The following is a 17419-nucleotide window of genomic DNA, read 5'->3' on the forward strand; positions in this document are numbered from 1 at the left end:
ATAACCTTGACCAAGGCAATGCGATTAGACAACCGCTGCACACTTTTGCGCGACATGCTCTAGATCGAAATAACAGAGGATTTCAGGCCGATCCAGCCTGAGATCATGTGCTACGAGGGCGGATTCTATTGCGGGCAGAAACGAAAGATCCCGCCGAAAAGGCGGGATTTTCGTTTGTCCGATAAGGGGGACCGGAAAAGATATCAGGCGGTTTCGGCGTATTCGGCACCATCCGGCTCGCGAAGAACGTAACCACGGCCCCAGACGGTCTCGATGTAGTTGGCGCCGCCGGCTGCGTTGGCAAGCTTCTTGCGGAGCTTGCAAATGAAGACGTCGATGATCTTCAGTTCCGGCTCGTCCATGCCGCCGTAGAGGTGGTTCAGGAACATTTCCTTGGTGAGGGTGGTGCCCTTGCGGAGCGAAAGCAGCTCCAGCATCTGATATTCCTTGCCCGTCAGGTGGACGCGCTGGCCGCCGACTTCGACCGTCTTGGCATCGAGGTTGACGATCAGCTCGCCGGTCATGATGACCGACTGGGCGTGGCCCTTGGAGCGGCGGACGATGGCGTGGATGCGGGCGACGAGCTCGTCCTTGTGGAACGGCTTGGTCATGTAGTCGTCAGCGCCGAAACCGAGGCCGCGAACCTTGTCTTCGATGCCGGCCATGCCCGACAGAATAAGGATGGGCGTCTTGACCTTGGACAGTCGGAGAGTGCGAAGCACTTCATATCCGGACATGTCGGGCAGGTTCAGATCGAGAAGGATGATATCATAATCATACAGCTTGCCCAGATCGACGCCTTCTTCACCGAGATCGGTGGTATAAACATTAAAACTCTCTGATTTCAGCATCAACTCGATGCTCTGCGCCGTCGCGCTGTCATCCTCGATTAGAAGTACCCGCATAATTATCCCCTTTACCGCCGCCGAAAGGTGGTCTGGCCCCCTACACGATACCGAACACGCTACGTGATTTGAAAGCTGCCACGAAATGGTTAACAAATTCTAATTCACTCTGGCAAGGAGTATCGAATTTATTAAACAATTTTTCCATTTCTCTGTTTTTCAATAGGAATCTCAAAAAGGTGCTCCTCAACTTTAACATTAGGAAACAGCGCTAAGTGATTCATCCGACTCGCCAATGAAAAGGTTCGAACTTAATGCCGCGGCATTTACCGACCCTTAAATCATCGGGCCTATCATTAACGATGCCCGTAAACGAAAGGTTACCAGCGGTAGGTATTTGTTAATATCGCAGGAAATTTTTTAGCAAACCGTGTCAAAGCGGCGCGCAGGGCGGTTTCAAGTTGAGCCGGGGTCTCGCATCACGGGAGTAATGCGTATGAAGTCGCGAGAAAGTCTCGTTCGCCTGAAGGAATTTCAGGTGAACGAAAAACGACGTCAGTTGCAGCAGTTGCAGATGATGATGTCCGAATTCGAACGGATGACGAAGGATCTGGAGAGCCAGATCGTCGTCGAGGAAAAGAAGTCCGGTATTTCCGACCCGAATCACTTTGCTTATCCGACCTTCGCCAAGGCCGCGCGTCAGCGGGCCGACAACCTGCAGGTTTCGATCAAGGAACTGAAGATGCAGGAAGAGACGCTGGAGATGGCGCTCGAGGAGATGCAGGCGGAATATGCAAGGGCCGCAGCGCTGGAAGAGCGTGACGGCGGCGCCAGAGCAAGGGCGTAACAGAAACGGCGGGTGCCGGCTTCGGCGCCCTGGGATCGCCACTGAGAAGCCATGTATGATGGGCGCGCTGTCCGTTATACATGGCTTTTGGTGTTTGCCTTATGGCATCGCTCCCACCGGAAACGAACTTCGTCACCCGCGGGGACGATTTGTCTTATGCATGTCTTTGTCCCCAAACCCGCTGTGCACTTTTAGGCGACATGCATTAATTCACAACATCCTTCCATTCCGGATGGCGTTGCGCCTGCGCCTTGAAGAATGGGCAGAGCGGGATGATCTTCCAGCCGCCGGTGCGGGCTGCCTCCACGGCGTGGAGCGCCAGTGCCTGGCCGACACCTTTACCGCGCAGCGAGTCGGGAACGGCCGTGTGATCGATGATGACCAGCTTCGGCGATGCGCGCGAATAGGTCATCTCCGCCTCGTGCACTTCGACCTCGGCCGCGTAGCGGCCACCGGAGACGCCTTCCTCACTTCGAATGTCCATTGTCTTTCCTCGTAACCTATATTGTCGTAGCGGACCGTGACATGGCGGCGCGGTCGTGCCAAGCCATGGAGGCAATACGGGCAGGAGACAGAGTGTTCATGCAAAATGTCGGATCGATGAGAGGTTCAGGGCAATGAGTGCGCTTTCGATGGCTCGCCCCGTGCTTCTCGTGGCTGCGCCGTTCTTCCTGGCGCTCGGCCTCGTCTTGCCGCTGGTCCGTTTCGAGACGCTGTATTTCTTCGACGAAACGCCGTCGCTCATCGAAATCATCGTCTCGCTTTGGCAAGGCGGGGACGGGCTGCTGGCGGCAATCGTCGCCCTGGTTTCGATCCTGCTCCCGTTTCTGAAGATGATCGGCATCACCGTGGAGGCGATGGGGATCACCGCAGAAGCGACGGCCGCCGGGGGTGGGGCCGGCAGCCTGTTCTATCGTCGAGTCGTACCGCATCTGTCCAAGTGGTCGATGATGGATGTGCTGCTCGTCGCGGTCGTCATTGCGGCGGCGAAGACGACGGGGCTGGCGGATGCCTTCACGCAGCCCGGCCTTTGGTGCTACGCGGCCTCGTCAATGATTTCGGGCCTTCTTCATTCCCTCATGGGAGATGCCTCCGGCCCGAAATAAATGTCGTCAATGCTGGGGTGTGATCAATGACGATATTGCTGAATGCGCGTGGTGCGCAGGCCGGCAAGACCGTGGCTGTTGATCGACGACTGCCAGGACAGGAATTCTTCGACCGTGAGCGTGTAACGCTCGCAGGCCTCTTCCAAGCTCAACAAGCCACCGCGGACAGCCGCGACAACCTCTGCCTTCCGGCGAATCACCCAGCGCCGCGTATTGGGCGGCGGAAGATCCGCGATCGTCAGGGGGCTGCCATCGGGGCCGATGACATATTTTACTCGGGGACGTATCATTTCGGTCATTGGACTCTCTACACAACGCAAGACCACGAGCCCCACTCTAGCCTGCCACATTTAAAAATTGCCTAAACCCATCGTAAGACTTTGATAACAAATTTAGACGCCCGCCCTGGCCGGTGATGGGGGCGGCTGCCTGCCGCTACGTCAATTTGTAGCGCCTGCATGGGAGCCATGCGGAACAAATATTAGCTGATTTCTTGGGACGATCTTAGAAGTGCGGCAACATAAAAATGAGCGCAAGACTTCGTATCCTCGGGATGCGGGCAGAAGCCGTCTGCCCCGGCGCGAACTTTTCGCCGCCGGCAGCGAGGCCGAGCCGCAGCTGGCCATACGAGGATACGAAGATGAAAAGACGTGAGCGCGCAGTCGGCGACTGCGCTGAGGATGCTGCATTTTCGCCTTCGCAGGCCGATGGCGCTGGGGTTTCGGCCGGCGACGGCAAGGAACGGCTCGACGAGATGGCGAAGCTTGCGCGCTTCGATTTCTATCTGCTCTCGGCTTTCCCGCGGGGTGACCCCACAGCTTTCACCGAAAACCGGTTGATCAGTAATTGGCCGCAAAGCCTTGTCGGCTTTTAGGAGGCTGCGGATCTCTTCTATTGCAGCAGCCTGGTGACCGCGATGAAGCGGACGATCGTGCCGATCTTCGGCGAGGAGGGGTCGTTTGCGGGCAGCGCCGCCAATCAGGAAAACCGCAAACTCAACGTGCTCTTTCAGATGCACGGGCTGAAGAATACCTTCGCCTTCACGCTGCACGACGCTGACCTGAAACAATACATCTTCGCCTTCTCAGTTAGCTGTCCTATGCCCACGCGAGAGCAGGAGATGGCGCTTCTCGACGGCTGCATGGAGCTTCTGGACAAGGTTTCGCGTAGCGGCAGCGTGGAGGATGGTCCGTTGGAGACGCTCACCCGGCGCGAAATCGAATGCCTGCGACGCTGCCTGATCCCGGAATCGATTTAAGGGATCAGGCAGCGATTCAAAGTGCTACAGCGTCCTTTGCGCGTCTAGAAAGACGCGCAAAGGACGCTGTAGTCTACCGCCGGCAAGAGCAGCGACGAGAGATCGCGATCATTCTCGATCTCTCGTCGCATATGGTGGGTTATCTGAAGAGCGCGATGCGCAAGCTCGATTCGGTCAGCCGCATGCAGGCGGTCGCCAGAGCATTCGGGTACCGGCTGCTCTAAAGCGCGAGGAGCGAATCTGAAAGATCGCGGCGCCCTTTAGAAGCCTTTTCCGCGGGTCAGCTCCGACACGACGGTTCCGAAAATGATGCGCATGTCCATCAAGATCGAAAAATTCCCGACGTAGTAGAGATCGCTGGCGATGCGGGCGCGCGCCTTGGCCGGCCGATCGGTCGGACCGCGCAGGCCGCGCATCTGGGCAAGACCCGTCATGCCAGGGCGCATCGCATGGCGCTGATGGTATTCCGGTACGAGCTCTTCGTAGAGCACGCCGCCGGCGCGCATGCCGATCGCATGGCAGCGCGGACCGACAACCGACATGTGGCCCAGCAGCACGTTCAGCAACTGCGGCAACTCATCGACATTCGTGCGGCGCAGAATGGCACCGACGCGCGTGACGCGCGGATCGTTCATCACCGTCTGGGCAACGCCGGAGACGTCGCAGAGGTCGGTGCGCATGGAACGGAACTTGTAGACCTTGATGGCCTTGCAGTTCTTGCCCCAGCGGGTCTGCTTGAAGAGCACCGGCCCTGGGCTGTCGATCTTGATCAGCAGGGCGACGAACAGAAGGAAAGGGGCGAGGACGAGGAGGGCGCTCAACGACGAAACAATGTCGAACGCCCGCTTCAGGACCAGATCCACCAACGGCGCCTGCGGCGCATCGCTGTGGATAACAGGGGTCTGGATCTTCAGGCTCGGCTGCTGGCGGCGGCTCGGCCGGAAGGACTCTGTCGAAATGCTGTTGTTTAATTCCGTGATGCTCAAGGATCGTACTCTGTTGTCTTCGAGGGGGCGCGGCGGCAATAGGCGATCAATGGTTAACCCTGTCACCAGGGCTGCACTTAGGTCTTGGTAACCCTACTAAAACGGAAAAATGCGACAATTGTGTAATGGTGTCCAGAGAAATATCGCATTGCAGCAAATCTTTCGCATTTGCGTTAAGTTGAGGCAAGCTCATGATATTTCGTTAATAATTGGAATTTTGTCAAAGTTTCTAGGGCTTTGGCGGGGTTCGCCGGGGGCTGGCGACGTACCGTTTCGACGCGTGGCCCATGGCTCTCAAACGTATTTCTTAACGGCAGACGATGCGAAATTTTTCTGATGAAGATATCGATCGTTGTCCAAGCCGTGTCAGAATGTGACAAAATCAAGGCGAGTTGGGCGGCGGTATAGCGTCTGAAGAATAAGCAGAGCGACGAGTTTCCGGCCAGAATCACTTGGTGAGGCCCGATCGGGCGAATCACTCCACAGCTGGAAATGGGATCGTGGACGTGCTTCCCGACCCGCAGGGGGATATTTGGCGCGTAAGGGGCGCCCGGAGGTCGATCGAGGATCGTCGCGGCACGCCTGGACGCGTGGCGGCGATGCAAAGGATTGCGCCATCTGCCGGTATTCAGCGATTCCCGCGGGTGATCACGCCGGTTCGAGGACGCGTTTCCTGCCGCCCCAGGAGATGAAGTTCGGGTTGGCGAAGTCGAAATCGGCCGCCGGCCCCGTCTTGCCATAGGTCAGCGGCGTCCCGTCCAGCGTCACCGTCGAACCGCCGGCGGCACGCAGCACGGCATCGCCGGCCGCGGTGTCCCATTCCATCGTTCGGGTGAAGCGCGGATAGACGTCGGCCTTGCCTTCAGCCAGCAAGCAGAATTTCAGCGAGGAGCCAATATTAGTGCATTTGAAGATCGCGTGGTCGGCGAGGAAGCTTCCGGTCTCCGGGCTGTTGTGGCGAAGGCTTGCAAGCGCCAGCCTGTCGTCCGGCTGTTCGCGCACCGTGATTGCGCTGCGTGCGCCAACCGTGAAATCGTCCATGACGACGAGCCTTTCGGCGTGGCCGCGTTCCCCCGAGAAGGCAAGTCCCAGCGCTGGCGCATAGACGATGCCGGCAACCGGAGCGCCGTTCTCGATATAGGCGATGTTGACGGTGAATTCCTGTCGTCCGTCGACGAATTCACGGGTGCCGTCGAGAGGGTCGACCAGGAAGAAGCCTCGGCCGGCGATGTCGGGCACCTTGCCGGCGGCGACCGATTCTTCCGCCACAACGGGTATTTCGGGATAATCTCTGGCGAGATGAGCGAGGATGATGCGTTCGGCCTCCTCGTCGGCGACCGTGACCGGACTTGCATCCGCCTTCATGGCGACGGGGAAGCCTTCGCGCAAAACCGTGATGATGGCCTTGCCGGCTTCGAGCGCCGCCTTTTCAAATGTCCTCAGCATTGTCCTTTTGCCGTTCGCCACGCGGGCCGAGCACCCCGCTGTCGCTCGTCCGCAAACCATCCCTGTCACAACCAGATACGCAAGTTTATATGGTGTTCCCCGTCGTGCTCCGCATCCCTCAATACGCAGCTCGATGATGCTACCATAAGTTTTCAGCCTTGTCAGACGAAGATGCGGGCGTCGCTGGTGAAATGGCATTCGCCAAAGCGGCTGCCTTGGGGTCGGAATTTGCTCCATCTTCCAATTCTGTGGAATAGCTTGCGCAGCAAGCGGCGCAGAAAATCGACGGTGACATCTCCGGGTGGTTAACCCAGTGTCCGTTTTTGGCTAAAAATAGCGCCTGCTCTGCCGTTTTTCTGTGGATTTTGGTTCAAAATTCGCCAGTTAACCCTGTTTCGGTAAGAATCTGTCGGAGTAAATCCTTTTTGTCTTCACATTTTCGACGAAACCGCTATGCATTCGGCCTATGAGGTTCCCTGAAACGGGGAACCAAAGAACCAAAAAGAGATGCAGCATGTTTCGCTCGCATCCAGGGGAAAACGACATATGGAGTATTTCGTCCAGCAGCTCTTAAACGGGCTGACGCTCGGATCCATCTATGGCCTTGTGGCTATTGGCTATACGATGGTTTACGGCATTATCGGCATGATCAATTTCGCCCATGGCGACATCTTCATGCTCGGTGGTTTCGCCGCTCTTATCGTCTTCCTCGTCCTCACATCCATCTTCGCAGGTCTCCCGGTGGCCGTTCTGCTGCTGGTGATGCTGGTCGTTGCGATGCTGATGACGAGTTTGTGGAATTGGACGATCGAGCGCGTCGCATACCGGCCCCTGCGCGGGTCCTTCCGCCTGGCGCCGCTGATTACCGCGATCGGCATGTCGATCACGCTGTCCAACTTCATCCAGGTGACGCAGGGTCCACGCAACAAGCCGATTCCGCCGATGGTGAGCTCGGTCTACCAGTTCGGCAACATCTCGGTGTCGCTGAAGCAGATCATCATCATCGTGATCACGGTCGTGCTGCTCTCGGTCTTCTGGTACATCGTCAATCGTACGGCACTCGGCCGCGCCCAGCGCGCCACCGAGCAGGATCGCAAGATGGCGGCGCTGCTCGGCGTCAACGTCGACCAGACGATCTCCATCACTTTCGTTATGGGTGCGGCACTCGCGGCCGTGGCCGGCACGATGTACCTGATGTATTATGGCGTCGCCTCGTTTAACGACGGCTTCACGCCTGGTGTGAAAGCCTTCACGGCAGCCGTTCTCGGCGGTATCGGTTCGTTGCCCGGCGCCGTCTTCGGCGGCCTCCTTATCGGCCTTATCGAGTCGCTGTGGTCGGCATACTTCACCATCGCCTACAAGGACGTCGCGACCTTCGCGATCCTGGCTTTCGTGTTGATCTTCAAGCCGACCGGCATCCTCGGGCGGCCGGAAGTCGAGAAGGTATAACGTCATGGCAAACATCGAAAATTCTGCAGGCAAGCCCGATGCCGGACTTGTCCGCAAAGGCCTTACCGAAGCTCTTTTCGCCGCCGTCCTATCGTTCGGCATGTTTGTCCTCTATGTCGGCCTCAAGACCGACCAGAACATCAGCAACGAGTTGATCATCGTCCAGCGCTGGGGCTTGCTTGCGATCTTCGTCGCGGTCGCCGCCATCGGCCGCTTCGCGATGGTCGTTTTCATCAGGCCGAATCTCGACCGCCGCAAGCTCAGCAAGGCGCGCGAGGGCGAACTCGACATCTCGACAGAGAAGAGCTTCTTCCACCGGCATTTCCTGAAGATCGCGCTGATCGCGCTGCTGCTGTATCCCATGGTAGTGGTGGCGATCAAAGGCCCTCAGGGCTCGCTGACATATGTCGACAATTTCGGCATCCAGATTCTGATCTATGTGATGCTTGCCTGGGGGTTGAACATCGTCGTCGGCCTCGCCGGCCTGCTCGACCTTGGCTATGTCGCCTTCTATGCCGTCGGCGCCTACTCCTACGCACTGCTTTCGAGCTATTTCGGCTTGTCCTTCTGGGTGCTGCTGCCGCTTTCGGGCATCCTCGCGGCACTCTGGGGCGTCATTCTCGGCTTCCCGGTGCTGCGCCTGCGCGGCGATTACCTTGCCATCGTGACGCTCGCCTTCGGTGAAATCATTCGTCTCGTCCTCATCAACTGGACTGAGGTGACGAAGGGCACCTTCGGTATATCGAGCATCCCGAAGGCAACACTGTTCGGCATTCCCTTCGATGCGACGGCCGGCGGTTTTGCCAAGCTCTTTCACCTGCCGATATCCTCTGCCTATTACAAGATCTTCCTGTTCTATTTGATCCTGGCGCTCTGCATGCTGACGGCCTATGTCACCATCCGGCTGCGCCGCATGCCGATTGGACGCGCATGGGAAGCTTTGCGCGAAGATGAAATCGCCTGCCGTTCGCTCGGCATCAACACGGTGACGACCAAGCTCACCGCCTTTGCGACGGGTGCAATGTTTGCCGGTTTCGCCGGCTCGTTCTTCGCCGCCCGCCAGGGCTTCGTCTCGCCGGAATCCTTCGTCTTCCTGGAATCGGCCGTCATTCTCGCCATCGTCGTTCTTGGCGGCATGGGGTCGTTGACCGGCATCGCGATCGCCGCCATCGTCATGGTCGGCGGCACCGAATTGCTACGCGAGATGAGCTTCCTAAAACTCGTCTTCGGACCCGATTTTACGCCGGAACTCTACCGCATGTTGATCTTCGGCCTCGCCATGGTCGTCGTCATGCTGTTCAAGCCGCGCGGCTTCGTCGGCTCGCGTGAGCCGACAGCCTTCCTCAAGGAGCGCAGGGCGATATCCGGAAGCTTCATCAAGGAGGGCCATGGTTGATGAGCCCGGTAGTAACGAACACGATGTCTGATGACACTCTTCTCAAGGTCGAGCACCTGTCGATGAAGTTCGGCGGGCTGATGGCCATCAACGACTTCTCGTTCGAAGCCAAGCGCGGCGATATCACCGCGCTGATCGGGCCGAACGGCGCCGGCAAGACCACCGTTTTCAACTGCATCACCGGCTTCTACAAGCCGACGATGGGCATGATCACGTTCAACCAGAAGAGCGGCAAGCAATACTTGCTGGAGCGGCTGCCGGACTTTCGCATCACCAGGGAAGCCAAGGTCGCGCGTACCTTCCAGAACATCCGGCTGTTCTCCGGCCTGACCGTTCTCGAAAACCTGCTGGTTGCCCAGCACAACAAGCTGATGAAGGCATCGGGTTATACGATCCTCGGCCTTATCGGTGTCGGACCCTATAGGCGGGAAGCGGCGGGGGCGATCGAGCTTGCCCGTTTCTGGCTTGAGAAGGCCGACCTGATCGACCGCGCCGACGACCCCGCCGGCGATTTGCCCTACGGCGCCCAGCGGCGTCTCGAAATCGCCCGCGCCATGTGCACCGGCCCGGAGCTGCTTTGCCTGGACGAACCGGCTGCCGGCCTCAACCCACGGGAATCGGCAACGCTCAACGCGCTGCTGAAGAGCATTCGCGCCGAAACCGGAACGTCGATCCTGCTGATCGAGCACGACATGTCTGTGGTCATGGAAATCTCCGACCACGTCGTCGTCCTCGAATATGGTCAGAAGATTTCCGATGGCACACCGGATCACGTGAAGAACGATCCGCGGGTCATCGCGGCCTATCTCGGTGTCGAGGATGAGGAAGTGGAAGAGGTGATCGCAGCCGTCGAGCAGCTCGAAGGAGGCGCAAACTGATGGGCGATGAAGTAATGACGGGTCAACCGCTCCTTCAGGTCAATGGCGTCGAAACCTATTACGGCAATATCCGGGCGCTGGCCGGCATCGATGTCCACGTCAACAAAGGCGAGATCGTCAGCCTGATCGGCGCCAACGGCGCCGGCAAGTCGACACTGATGATGACGATCTGCGGCAGCCCGCAGGCCCGCACCGGTTCGGTGGTCTTCGAGGGCCGCGACATCACCCGCATGCCGACGCATGAGATCGCCCGCCTGCGCATTGCGCAGTCGCCGGAAGGCCGCCGCATCTTTCCGCGCATGACGGTTCTGGAAAATCTTCAGATGGGCGCCGGCCTCGACAATCTCAAACACTTCGCCGAAGACGTCGAGAAGATCTTCACGCTCTTCCCGCGTCTCAAGGAACGTCACGCCCAGCGTGGCGGAACACTTTCGGGCGGTGAGCAGCAGATGCTGTCGATCGGCCGCGCGCTGATGGCGCGCCCGAAGCTGCTGCTTCTCGACGAACCCTCGCTCGGTCTTGCGCCGTTGATCGTCAAGGGCATCTTCGAGGCGATCAAGCAGCTCAACGAGGCGGAGGGGCTGACCGTTTTCCTCGTCGAGCAGAACGCGTTCGCCGCCCTCAGGCTTTCTCACCGCGCCTACGTGATGGTGAACGGCAAGGTGACGATGAGCGGCTCCGGCAAGGAGCTTCTTGCCAATCCCGAGGTCCGCGCCGCCTATCTCGAAGGCGGAAGACACTAGGTCGAAAGGAGAGTTTGACATGCAGGGACTTTTCTTCGAATCGGATGCCGGCCCCCTTGTGGCGATCCGTGTCATCGTCTTGCTCTTAGGCTTCTGGACGGCCTGGCGCGCCGGCAGAGCGGTCGCCGAGGGCTGGAGCGACTATCCGCTGGTCATCGTCTATACATTTCTGCTCGCCTGGGCGATGCAGTTCCTGCATCATGCCCTGTTCAATGGGCCGATGCTCAGCGCCTTCTACTATATCCTCGACTTTGTGACGCTGCTGGTGTTCTCGACGGCCGGCTTCCGCTACCGCCGCACCAATCAGATGGTTAACAACTATTACTGGCTGTACGAAAAAACTTCCGCGTTTTCGTGGAAGGACAAACATTGACAGTCCGTTGAAACTAGGCATGAATTGCCTTCCGAGTGGAACAGCTTTCCTGGCGCAGTCAATGGTGGGTAGTGCGCTGGGCCTTGGACCGGAACCCGCCCAAAAATTGGGAGTAATAATATGAAGAAGTCTCTTCTGTCGGCAGTGGCTCTGACGGCGATGGTCGCCTTCAGCGGCAACGCGTGGGCCGACGTTCTTATCGCTGTCGCTGGTCCGCTGACTGGCCCGAACGCCGCGTTCGGCGCTCAGCTCCAGAAGGGTGCCGAACAGGCAGCCGCCGACATCAACGCGGCTGGCGGCATCAACGGCGAGCAGATCAAGATCGAGCTCGGCGACGACGTCTCCGACCCGAAACAGGGCATTTCGGTCGCCAACAAGTTCGCTGCTGACGGCGTCAAGTTCGTCGTTGGCCACTTCAACTCGGGCGTTTCGATCCCGGCTTCGGAAGTCTATGCCGAAAACGGCATCCTCGAAATCACCCCGGCCGCGACGAACCCGACCTTTACGGAGCGGGGCCTCTGGAACACGTTCCGCACCTGCGGCCGTGACGACCAGCAGGGTGCCATCGCCGGCAAATATCTTGCCGATCACTTCAAGGACGCCAAGATCGCTGTCGTTCACGACAAGACCCCCTACGGTCAGGGCCTTGCCGACGAAACCAAGAAGGCTATGAATGCCGCCGGCGTGACGGAAGTCATATACGAAGGCATCAATGTCGGCGACAAGGACTTCTCGGCCCTCATCGCCAAGATGAAGGAAGCCGGCGTCTCGATCATCTATTGGGGTGGTCTGCACACCGAAGCCGGTCTCATCATCCGCCAGGCGGCCGACCAGGGCCTGAAGGCGACGCTGGTTTCGGGCGACGGTATCGTTTCGAACGAACTGGCCTCGATCGCTGGCGACGCCGTCGCCGGTACGCTAAACACCTTCGGCCCCGATCCGACGATGAACCCTGCGAACAAGGAACTCGTCGAAAAGTTCAAGGCCGCTGGTTTCAATCCGGAAGCCTACACGCTCTATTCCTACGCTGCGATGCAGACGATCGCAGGGGCCGCCAAGGCTGCCGGTTCGCTGGATCCTGAGGCCGTTGCCAAGGCCATGAAGGAAAAGGGCCCGTTCCCGACCGTTCTCGGCGACATTTCGTTCGACGAAAAGGGCGACCCGAAGATTCCTGGCTACATCATGTACGAATGGAAGAAGGGTCCGGACGGCAAGTACAGCTACTTCCCGCAGGGCATGTAAGCCTCGCTTCCCTTTATGGGACATGATTATCGAAGCCCGGTTCCGACCGGGCTTCTTTCTTTTTGCGGGTGTTTCAATTCCGGCCTGGCAACAGTGCCGCAATCGCTCATCGATCGATCCCACGAAAACGGCGCGTTACGGCGCCCGGCAGCTCGCTTCGATGGAGGGGTTGCGGACGGCGAAAAACGGTACGATCCAAGGGGGGCGGGCTTGACGTTTATGAGGCGGAACGTGATGTGCCGGAGTCGCTTCGGCGGATGGAGACCGTCATGGATCGCCTTTGATCCTGGCGGAAAGATGCCCGGCCCTTCGGGTTGACTGAAACGGGCCGGCTTGTCGACCATCCGACTCCGTTTGAGCCAACAGAATGCTTCAATCTAACCGGGAAAGGCTCTGGCCTCCATCACCCTCTTACATCTCGTACAGCACGTGCGTGGCTTTCACGGCGGCCGAGGCGCGGTTCTCGACGCCGAGCTTCACGTAAATCTGTTCGAGGTGTTTGTTCACCGTCCGCGCAGACAGTCCCAATATTTCGCCGATGTCGCGGTTGGCCTTGCCCTTGGCGATCCAGAGCAGAACTTCGGATTCGCGCTGGGTGAGCGAAAAGCGCTGGCGCAACACCTCGTCGTCGCTGCGCTGATTGGCGGCGGTGAGGCGGAAAAGATATTCGTCAGGGCCGATTGCGCCGAGGAAGGCGAGCTGCAACGCTGCCTGGCCGGCATGGGCGATCGAGATGATGCCGTCGCGCACCGCGGTGACGCGGTCGCGCATCCAGCCGGCGATATGGCGGACAACGATTTCCATGCCGTCGTCGCTGCCCATGGCGGCATTGACCAACCGTGTCGCTTGCGGCGTTGACCAGTGGATGGCGCCGTCGCCCTTGACTGCCAGCAGATGGCGGCCGGCTGCGTCGAGCGCCACGCGGGCGCTCTGGGCCGAGCGAGCATTGCGCAGATGAACACGGATGCGGGCGCGCAGTTCGTCGATGTTGATCGGCTTGCTGAGATAATCGACGCCGCCGGATTCCAGCGCGTGCACGACATGCTCGGTCTCGGTCAGGCCGGTCATGAAGATGACGGGCACCTGCGCCACCGCGGCATTCGCCTTCAGCCGGCGGCAGGTCTCGAAGCCGTCCATGCTGGGCATGACCGCGTCGAGCAGGATGAGGTCGGGCGTGATGCGCTCGACGATACCAAGTGCCGCCGTGCCCGATGTGGCGATCAGCACGGAGAAGCCGGATTGTTCGAGTGCGTCGGTCATGAAGCCGAGTGCTTCGGCCGAGTCGTCGACGAGCAGAACGATGTCGCGGGGAAGGGCCGGCTCAGCCAATGGGTTCCACCTTTTCGTCGAAGTCGTGCAGGAAGGTCATGAAGCCGGCGAGATCGAAGGCGGCGACATAGGCGCGAAGTTCCTCCGTGAATGGCTGATTTGCCTCCACCTTGGCAAGGTCCGAAAGCTTGGCTTCGATGCCTCTAATATAGCCGATCTCGCCGAGCCGCAGCAATTCCTGCACATGGGCAGCACCTGGGCTCAATATCGGCGCTTCGATCTTGACAGGAACGGATGGCGCGGCATCGGCATAGATCCATATCAGGCCGAGATGCAGGGCGAGCTTGTCGCGCAGCTGGCGGATGTCGACCGGCTTGCCGATCGCATCATTGTGGCTGTCGTCGCTGTCGCTGAGAACGGCGGCATCACCGATATTGGCCGAGAGCATCAACACTGGCGCCGTCTGGCCGGCTTCGCGCAGACGCGAGACGAGCTGCCAGCCGTTCATGCCGGGCATCAGAATATCGATGAGGAAAAGGTCCGGCAGAATGCCCTCGATCAGCGTCAGGCATTCGCCGCCGCCTGCCGCCGTCAGCACGATGAAATCGAGCGGCGCCAAGATTTCGCGCATCATCTCGCGATGGTCCTCGTTGTCGTCGACGATGACAACAGTGCGGCGCGGGCCGTCATAACCGACGATGCGCTTCTCTTGCGGCGCTGCGGCCACGGCGCGCATGACGGCGGACAGCATCAGCCGGACGCGGAAGGTCGAGCCTTCGTCCTTCGTGCTCGAAACCGAAATCTCGCCGCCGAGCGTGTTGGTCAGAAGCCGGGTGATGGTGAGGCCGAGGCCGAGCCCGGGCATCGGCCGCACGCTTTCGGCTTCGCCGCGCTGGAAGGGTTCGTAGATGCGGGGCAGGTCTTTCTCGGTGATGCCGCGGCCGGTATCGGCGACGGTGAAGGTCGCGACCTGGCTGCGATAGCCGACATCGAAGGTGACGCTGCCTTCGTCGGTGAATTTGATGGCATTGGAGAGCAGGTTGACGAGGATCTGGCGCAGGCGCTTTTCGTCGGTGCGGACGAATTGCGGCAAGGCCGGCGCGCGCTCATGGATGAAGGCAAGCCCCTTTGCCTGTGCCTGCGGACGGAACATATCGACGATCTGATCGAGGAAATCCTGGATGTTGATCTCGTTGGAATAGACCTGCAGGCGGCCGGCCTCGATCTTGGAAATATCGAGCAGGCCGTCGATCAGCCCGGAGAGGTGTTCGGCGCTGCGGCGGATGACCTTGATCGAGGATTGGCGCGGCGCCGGGATGGTCTCATCGCGTTCGAGGATCTGGGCATAGCCGAGCACGGCATTCAGCGGCGTGCGCAATTCATGGCTGAGCCCGACGACATAGCGGCTCTTGGCGCGGTTGGCGGCCTCGGCGGTTTCCTTGGCGTTCTGCAAGGCGGCGTCGGTCTTCTTGTGGGCGGCGATTTCTTTCAGCAGCAGCGTGTTCTGGCGTGAGGATTCCTCCTCGGCAACGACGCGGCTGTCATGGGCGAGCACATAGAACCAGCAGACGACACCTGAGATCACCGAGAAGACGAAGAAGACGATGAGGATGGTGCGGTTGACGACCTCGGCCGTCTCGGGCGAGGCGGAGGCGACCTGATGGGCGATCATCGCCAGGATTGCGCCGATGGCGGTCAGTGCCAGCACGACGGCGATGCCGTAACGGCCAAGGCGCGTCGTCAGCTTCCCCAGAATGGCTTCCGGCAGCAGCGCCTTGGCGACGGTGCCGACCTGCGCGTTGAAACGGGCGGCCGGCTTGCACATATCGTGGCAGCGGCTGTCGAGCGAGCAGCAGAGCGAGCAGATCGGCGCGGCATAGGCCGGGCACCAGGCCATGTCCTCCGGCTCGAAGGGATGTTCGCAGACCGAGCAGGTGATGTTCGTCAGGTTCTTCCAGCTCTGGCGCGGCTTGCGGGCGAGATAGAATTTGCCCTTCGTCGCCCAGGCGATGACAGGCGAGGCGACCACTGCGATGACGAGGGTAATATAGGGAGCGAGTGAGGCGGCGATCTCGCCAAAGGCGCCGAAATGGGCAATCAGCGAGACCGTCGCCGATAGCGTCATGGCGCCAAGGCCGACCGGGTTGATGTCGTAGAGGTGGGCGCGCTTGAACTCGATGCCAGGGGGAGCCAGTCCCAGCGGCTTGTTGATGAAGAGATCGGCGGAGATCGTGCAGAGCCAGGCCATGGCGATGATCGAGAAGATGCCGAGCGTCTCCTCCAGCAGCCGGTAAATGCCGAGTTCCATCAAAAGCAGGGCGATTGCGACGTTGAAGACCAGCCAGATGACGCGGCCGGGATGGCTGTGGGTCAGCCGCGAGAAGAAGTTCGACCAGGCGAGCGAGCCGGCATAGGCGTTCATCACATTGATCTTCAGCTGCGAGACGACGACGAAGGCGGCCATCAATAGCAGCGCGGCATTATGCCAGGGGACCATGTAGCCGAAGGCGGTCAGGTACATCTGCGCCGGGTCGGCGGCGCGATCGAGGGGGACGCCTGAGGTGAAGGTCAGCACGACCAGGAAGGAGCCGGCAAGCAGCTTCGGCGCGCCGATGATGACCCAGCCGGGCCCGGCGAGAAAGATGGCGAGGCGATGGCGCCACTTGCGCTGCGGGTCCGGCGGCAGGAAGCGCAGGAAGTCAGCCTGTTCACCGATCTGCGACATCAGCGCCAGGATGACGGCAGAAGCAGCGCCGAACTCCACCAGATCGAATTCAGCGACAGTGCCGGGCGGGCCGGAGGCATGGCGGATGCCGGCAAAGGCACGCCAAAGATCGAATTTTTCCCAATCCAGCAAGGCGATGAAGATGAAGGGAAGGATATTCAGCACGATCCAGAAGGGCTGGGTCATCAGCTGGAACTTGCTGATCAGCCGCACGCCGTGCGTCACCAGGGGGATGACCATGACGGCGCTGATGATGTAGCCGATCCAGAGCGGGATGCCGAGGGTGAGCTCCAACGCCCCGGACATGATCGAAGCCTCGATCGCAAACAGCATGAAGGTGAAGCTCGCATAGATCAGCGAGGTGATGGTCGAGCCGATATAGCCGAAGCCCGCGCCGCGCGTCAGCAGATCGATGTCGACGCCGTGGCGGATGGCGTAGCGGCTGATCGGCAGGCCGATCGCCAGCATGGCGATCGAGGCGACGATGATGGCGTAAAAGGCGTTGGTGGTGCCGTAGGAGAGGGTGATCGCGCCGCCGATCGCCTCGAGCGCCAGAAAGGAGATCGCGCCGATCGCCGTCTGCGAGATGCGCTGCGAAGAGAAATGGCGGGCGCTCTTGGCAGTGAAGCGCAGCGCGTAATCTTCCAGCGTCTGGTTGGCGACCCAGCGATTATATTCGCGTCTCACCGGAATGATGCGTTGGCGCGCTGCCATGTCTTCCTTTCCGGCATTCCGGTTGGGCTCATCGTCTCTCCGGCAGTTTTGGCGGGATGGTTGGGAAAGGCAAGAGGGGGGCACCGCCTGGTTCACACAATGGCAATATTTTTGCAATTGATCTGTCACATGAGAGCTCTAA

The 17419-nt window shown here is 59.7% G+C and carries 15 protein-coding genes and 1 pseudogene; 9 read left to right on the forward strand and 7 right to left on the reverse strand.

The window, feature by feature from the left end; all coding sequences use genetic code 11:
- Nucleotides 1–203: 203 nt before the first annotated feature.
- The gene (ctrA, locus tag G9X64_RS34110) at nucleotides 204–905 is read right to left on the reverse strand and encodes a response regulator transcription factor CtrA (RefSeq protein WP_003542362.1); all 702 of its coding nucleotides are present in this window, start codon (nucleotides 903–905) and stop codon (nucleotides 204–206) included.
- 436 nt (nucleotides 906–1341) lie between these two features.
- On the opposite strand from ctrA, the gene G9X64_RS34115 reads away from it, so the two are divergent.
- The gene (locus G9X64_RS34115; protein ID WP_168309288.1) at nucleotides 1342–1692 is read left to right on the forward strand and encodes a flagellar export protein FliJ; all 351 of its coding nucleotides are present in this window, start codon (nucleotides 1342–1344) and stop codon (nucleotides 1690–1692) included.
- Nucleotides 1693–1897: 205 nt separating this feature from the next.
- Here G9X64_RS34115 and G9X64_RS34120 read toward each other — a convergent pair whose 3' ends face one another.
- Nucleotides 1898–2176 carry a GNAT family N-acetyltransferase gene (locus tag G9X64_RS34120; protein WP_168309289.1) on the reverse strand — a complete coding sequence of 93 codons (279 nt, stop codon included), beginning with the start codon at nucleotides 2174–2176 and terminating at the stop codon, nucleotides 1898–1900.
- A gap of 55 nt (nucleotides 2177–2231) precedes the next feature.
- Between G9X64_RS34120 and G9X64_RS34125 the strand changes: the two genes are divergently transcribed.
- Nucleotides 2232–2798, forward strand: coding sequence for a paraquat-inducible protein A (locus tag G9X64_RS34125; protein WP_171378333.1), 567 nt, complete (start codon nucleotides 2232–2234; stop codon nucleotides 2796–2798).
- Nucleotides 2799–2821: 23 nt separating this feature from the next.
- Here G9X64_RS34125 and sciP read toward each other — a convergent pair whose 3' ends face one another.
- Entirely contained in the window at nucleotides 2822–3097 is a 276-nt protein-coding gene (gene sciP, locus G9X64_RS34130; protein ID WP_007533628.1) for a CtrA inhibitor SciP, read from the reverse strand.
- Nucleotides 3098–3438: 341 nt separating this feature from the next.
- Between sciP and G9X64_RS37335 the strand changes: the two are divergent.
- A pseudogene (locus G9X64_RS37335) lies at nucleotides 3439–4280 on the forward strand (DNA-binding protein).
- 36 nt (nucleotides 4281–4316) lie between these two features.
- Here the strand turns inward: G9X64_RS37335 and G9X64_RS34145 are convergent.
- On the reverse strand, nucleotides 4317–5042 hold the full coding sequence (locus G9X64_RS34145; RefSeq protein ID WP_026158830.1) for a sugar transferase: 726 nt from the start codon (nucleotides 5040–5042) through the stop codon (nucleotides 4317–4319).
- A 648-nt stretch (nucleotides 5043–5690) separates the two neighbouring features.
- Nucleotides 5691–6488 (reverse strand): 3'(2'),5'-bisphosphate nucleotidase CysQ, encoded by a 798-nt coding sequence (gene cysQ / locus G9X64_RS34150; protein WP_168309292.1) that lies wholly within the window; start codon nucleotides 6486–6488, stop codon nucleotides 5691–5693.
- A gap of 546 nt (nucleotides 6489–7034) precedes the next feature.
- Between cysQ and G9X64_RS34155 the strand changes: the two genes are divergently transcribed.
- The 6 genes from G9X64_RS34155 (at nucleotide 7035) to G9X64_RS34180 (ending at nucleotide 12569) form a co-directional block, all read left to right on the forward strand.
- The gene (locus tag G9X64_RS34155) at nucleotides 7035–7937 is read left to right on the forward strand and encodes a branched-chain amino acid ABC transporter permease (protein WP_129421504.1); all 903 of its coding nucleotides are present in this window, start codon (nucleotides 7035–7037) and stop codon (nucleotides 7935–7937) included.
- A gap of 4 nt (nucleotides 7938–7941) precedes the next feature.
- Nucleotides 7942–9333, forward strand: a complete 1392-nt coding sequence (livM, locus tag G9X64_RS34160) for a high-affinity branched-chain amino acid ABC transporter permease LivM (protein WP_168309293.1) — start codon at nucleotides 7942–7944, stop codon at nucleotides 9331–9333.
- On the forward strand, nucleotides 9333–10211 hold the full coding sequence (locus G9X64_RS34165; RefSeq protein ID WP_168309294.1) for an ABC transporter ATP-binding protein: 879 nt from the start codon (nucleotides 9333–9335) through the stop codon (nucleotides 10209–10211). Before livM ends, G9X64_RS34165 begins: the two co-directional genes overlap by 1 nt.
- Nucleotides 10211–10954 carry an ABC transporter ATP-binding protein gene (locus G9X64_RS34170; protein WP_171378334.1) on the forward strand — a complete coding sequence of 248 codons (744 nt, stop codon included), beginning with the start codon at nucleotides 10211–10213 and terminating at the stop codon, nucleotides 10952–10954. The genes G9X64_RS34165 and G9X64_RS34170 overlap by 1 nt, the downstream gene beginning before the upstream one ends.
- A 19-nt stretch (nucleotides 10955–10973) precedes the next feature.
- A complete protein-coding gene (locus tag G9X64_RS34175) occupies nucleotides 10974–11327 on the forward strand; it encodes a DUF6867 family protein (RefSeq protein ID WP_168309295.1) in 354 nt (117 codons plus the stop codon).
- A gap of 120 nt (nucleotides 11328–11447) precedes the next feature.
- Nucleotides 11448–12569, forward strand: coding sequence for a branched-chain amino acid ABC transporter substrate-binding protein (locus G9X64_RS34180; RefSeq protein WP_168309296.1), 1122 nt, complete (start codon nucleotides 11448–11450; stop codon nucleotides 12567–12569).
- Between the two features lie 411 nt (nucleotides 12570–12980).
- Here G9X64_RS34180 and G9X64_RS34185 read toward each other — a convergent pair whose 3' ends face one another.
- The gene (locus tag G9X64_RS34185; protein ID WP_168309297.1) at nucleotides 12981–13898 is read right to left on the reverse strand and encodes a response regulator transcription factor; all 918 of its coding nucleotides are present in this window, start codon (nucleotides 13896–13898) and stop codon (nucleotides 12981–12983) included.
- Nucleotides 13891–17277 (reverse strand): hybrid sensor histidine kinase/response regulator, encoded by a 3387-nt coding sequence (locus G9X64_RS34190; RefSeq protein ID WP_168309298.1) that lies wholly within the window; start codon nucleotides 17275–17277, stop codon nucleotides 13891–13893. The genes G9X64_RS34185 and G9X64_RS34190 overlap by 8 nt, the downstream gene beginning before the upstream one ends.
- Nucleotides 17278–17419: the final 142 nt, after the last annotated feature.

The organism is Rhizobium sophorae, from assembly GCF_013087515.1.
Taxonomy (GTDB): Bacteria; Pseudomonadota; Alphaproteobacteria; order Rhizobiales; family Rhizobiaceae; genus Rhizobium; species Rhizobium sophorae.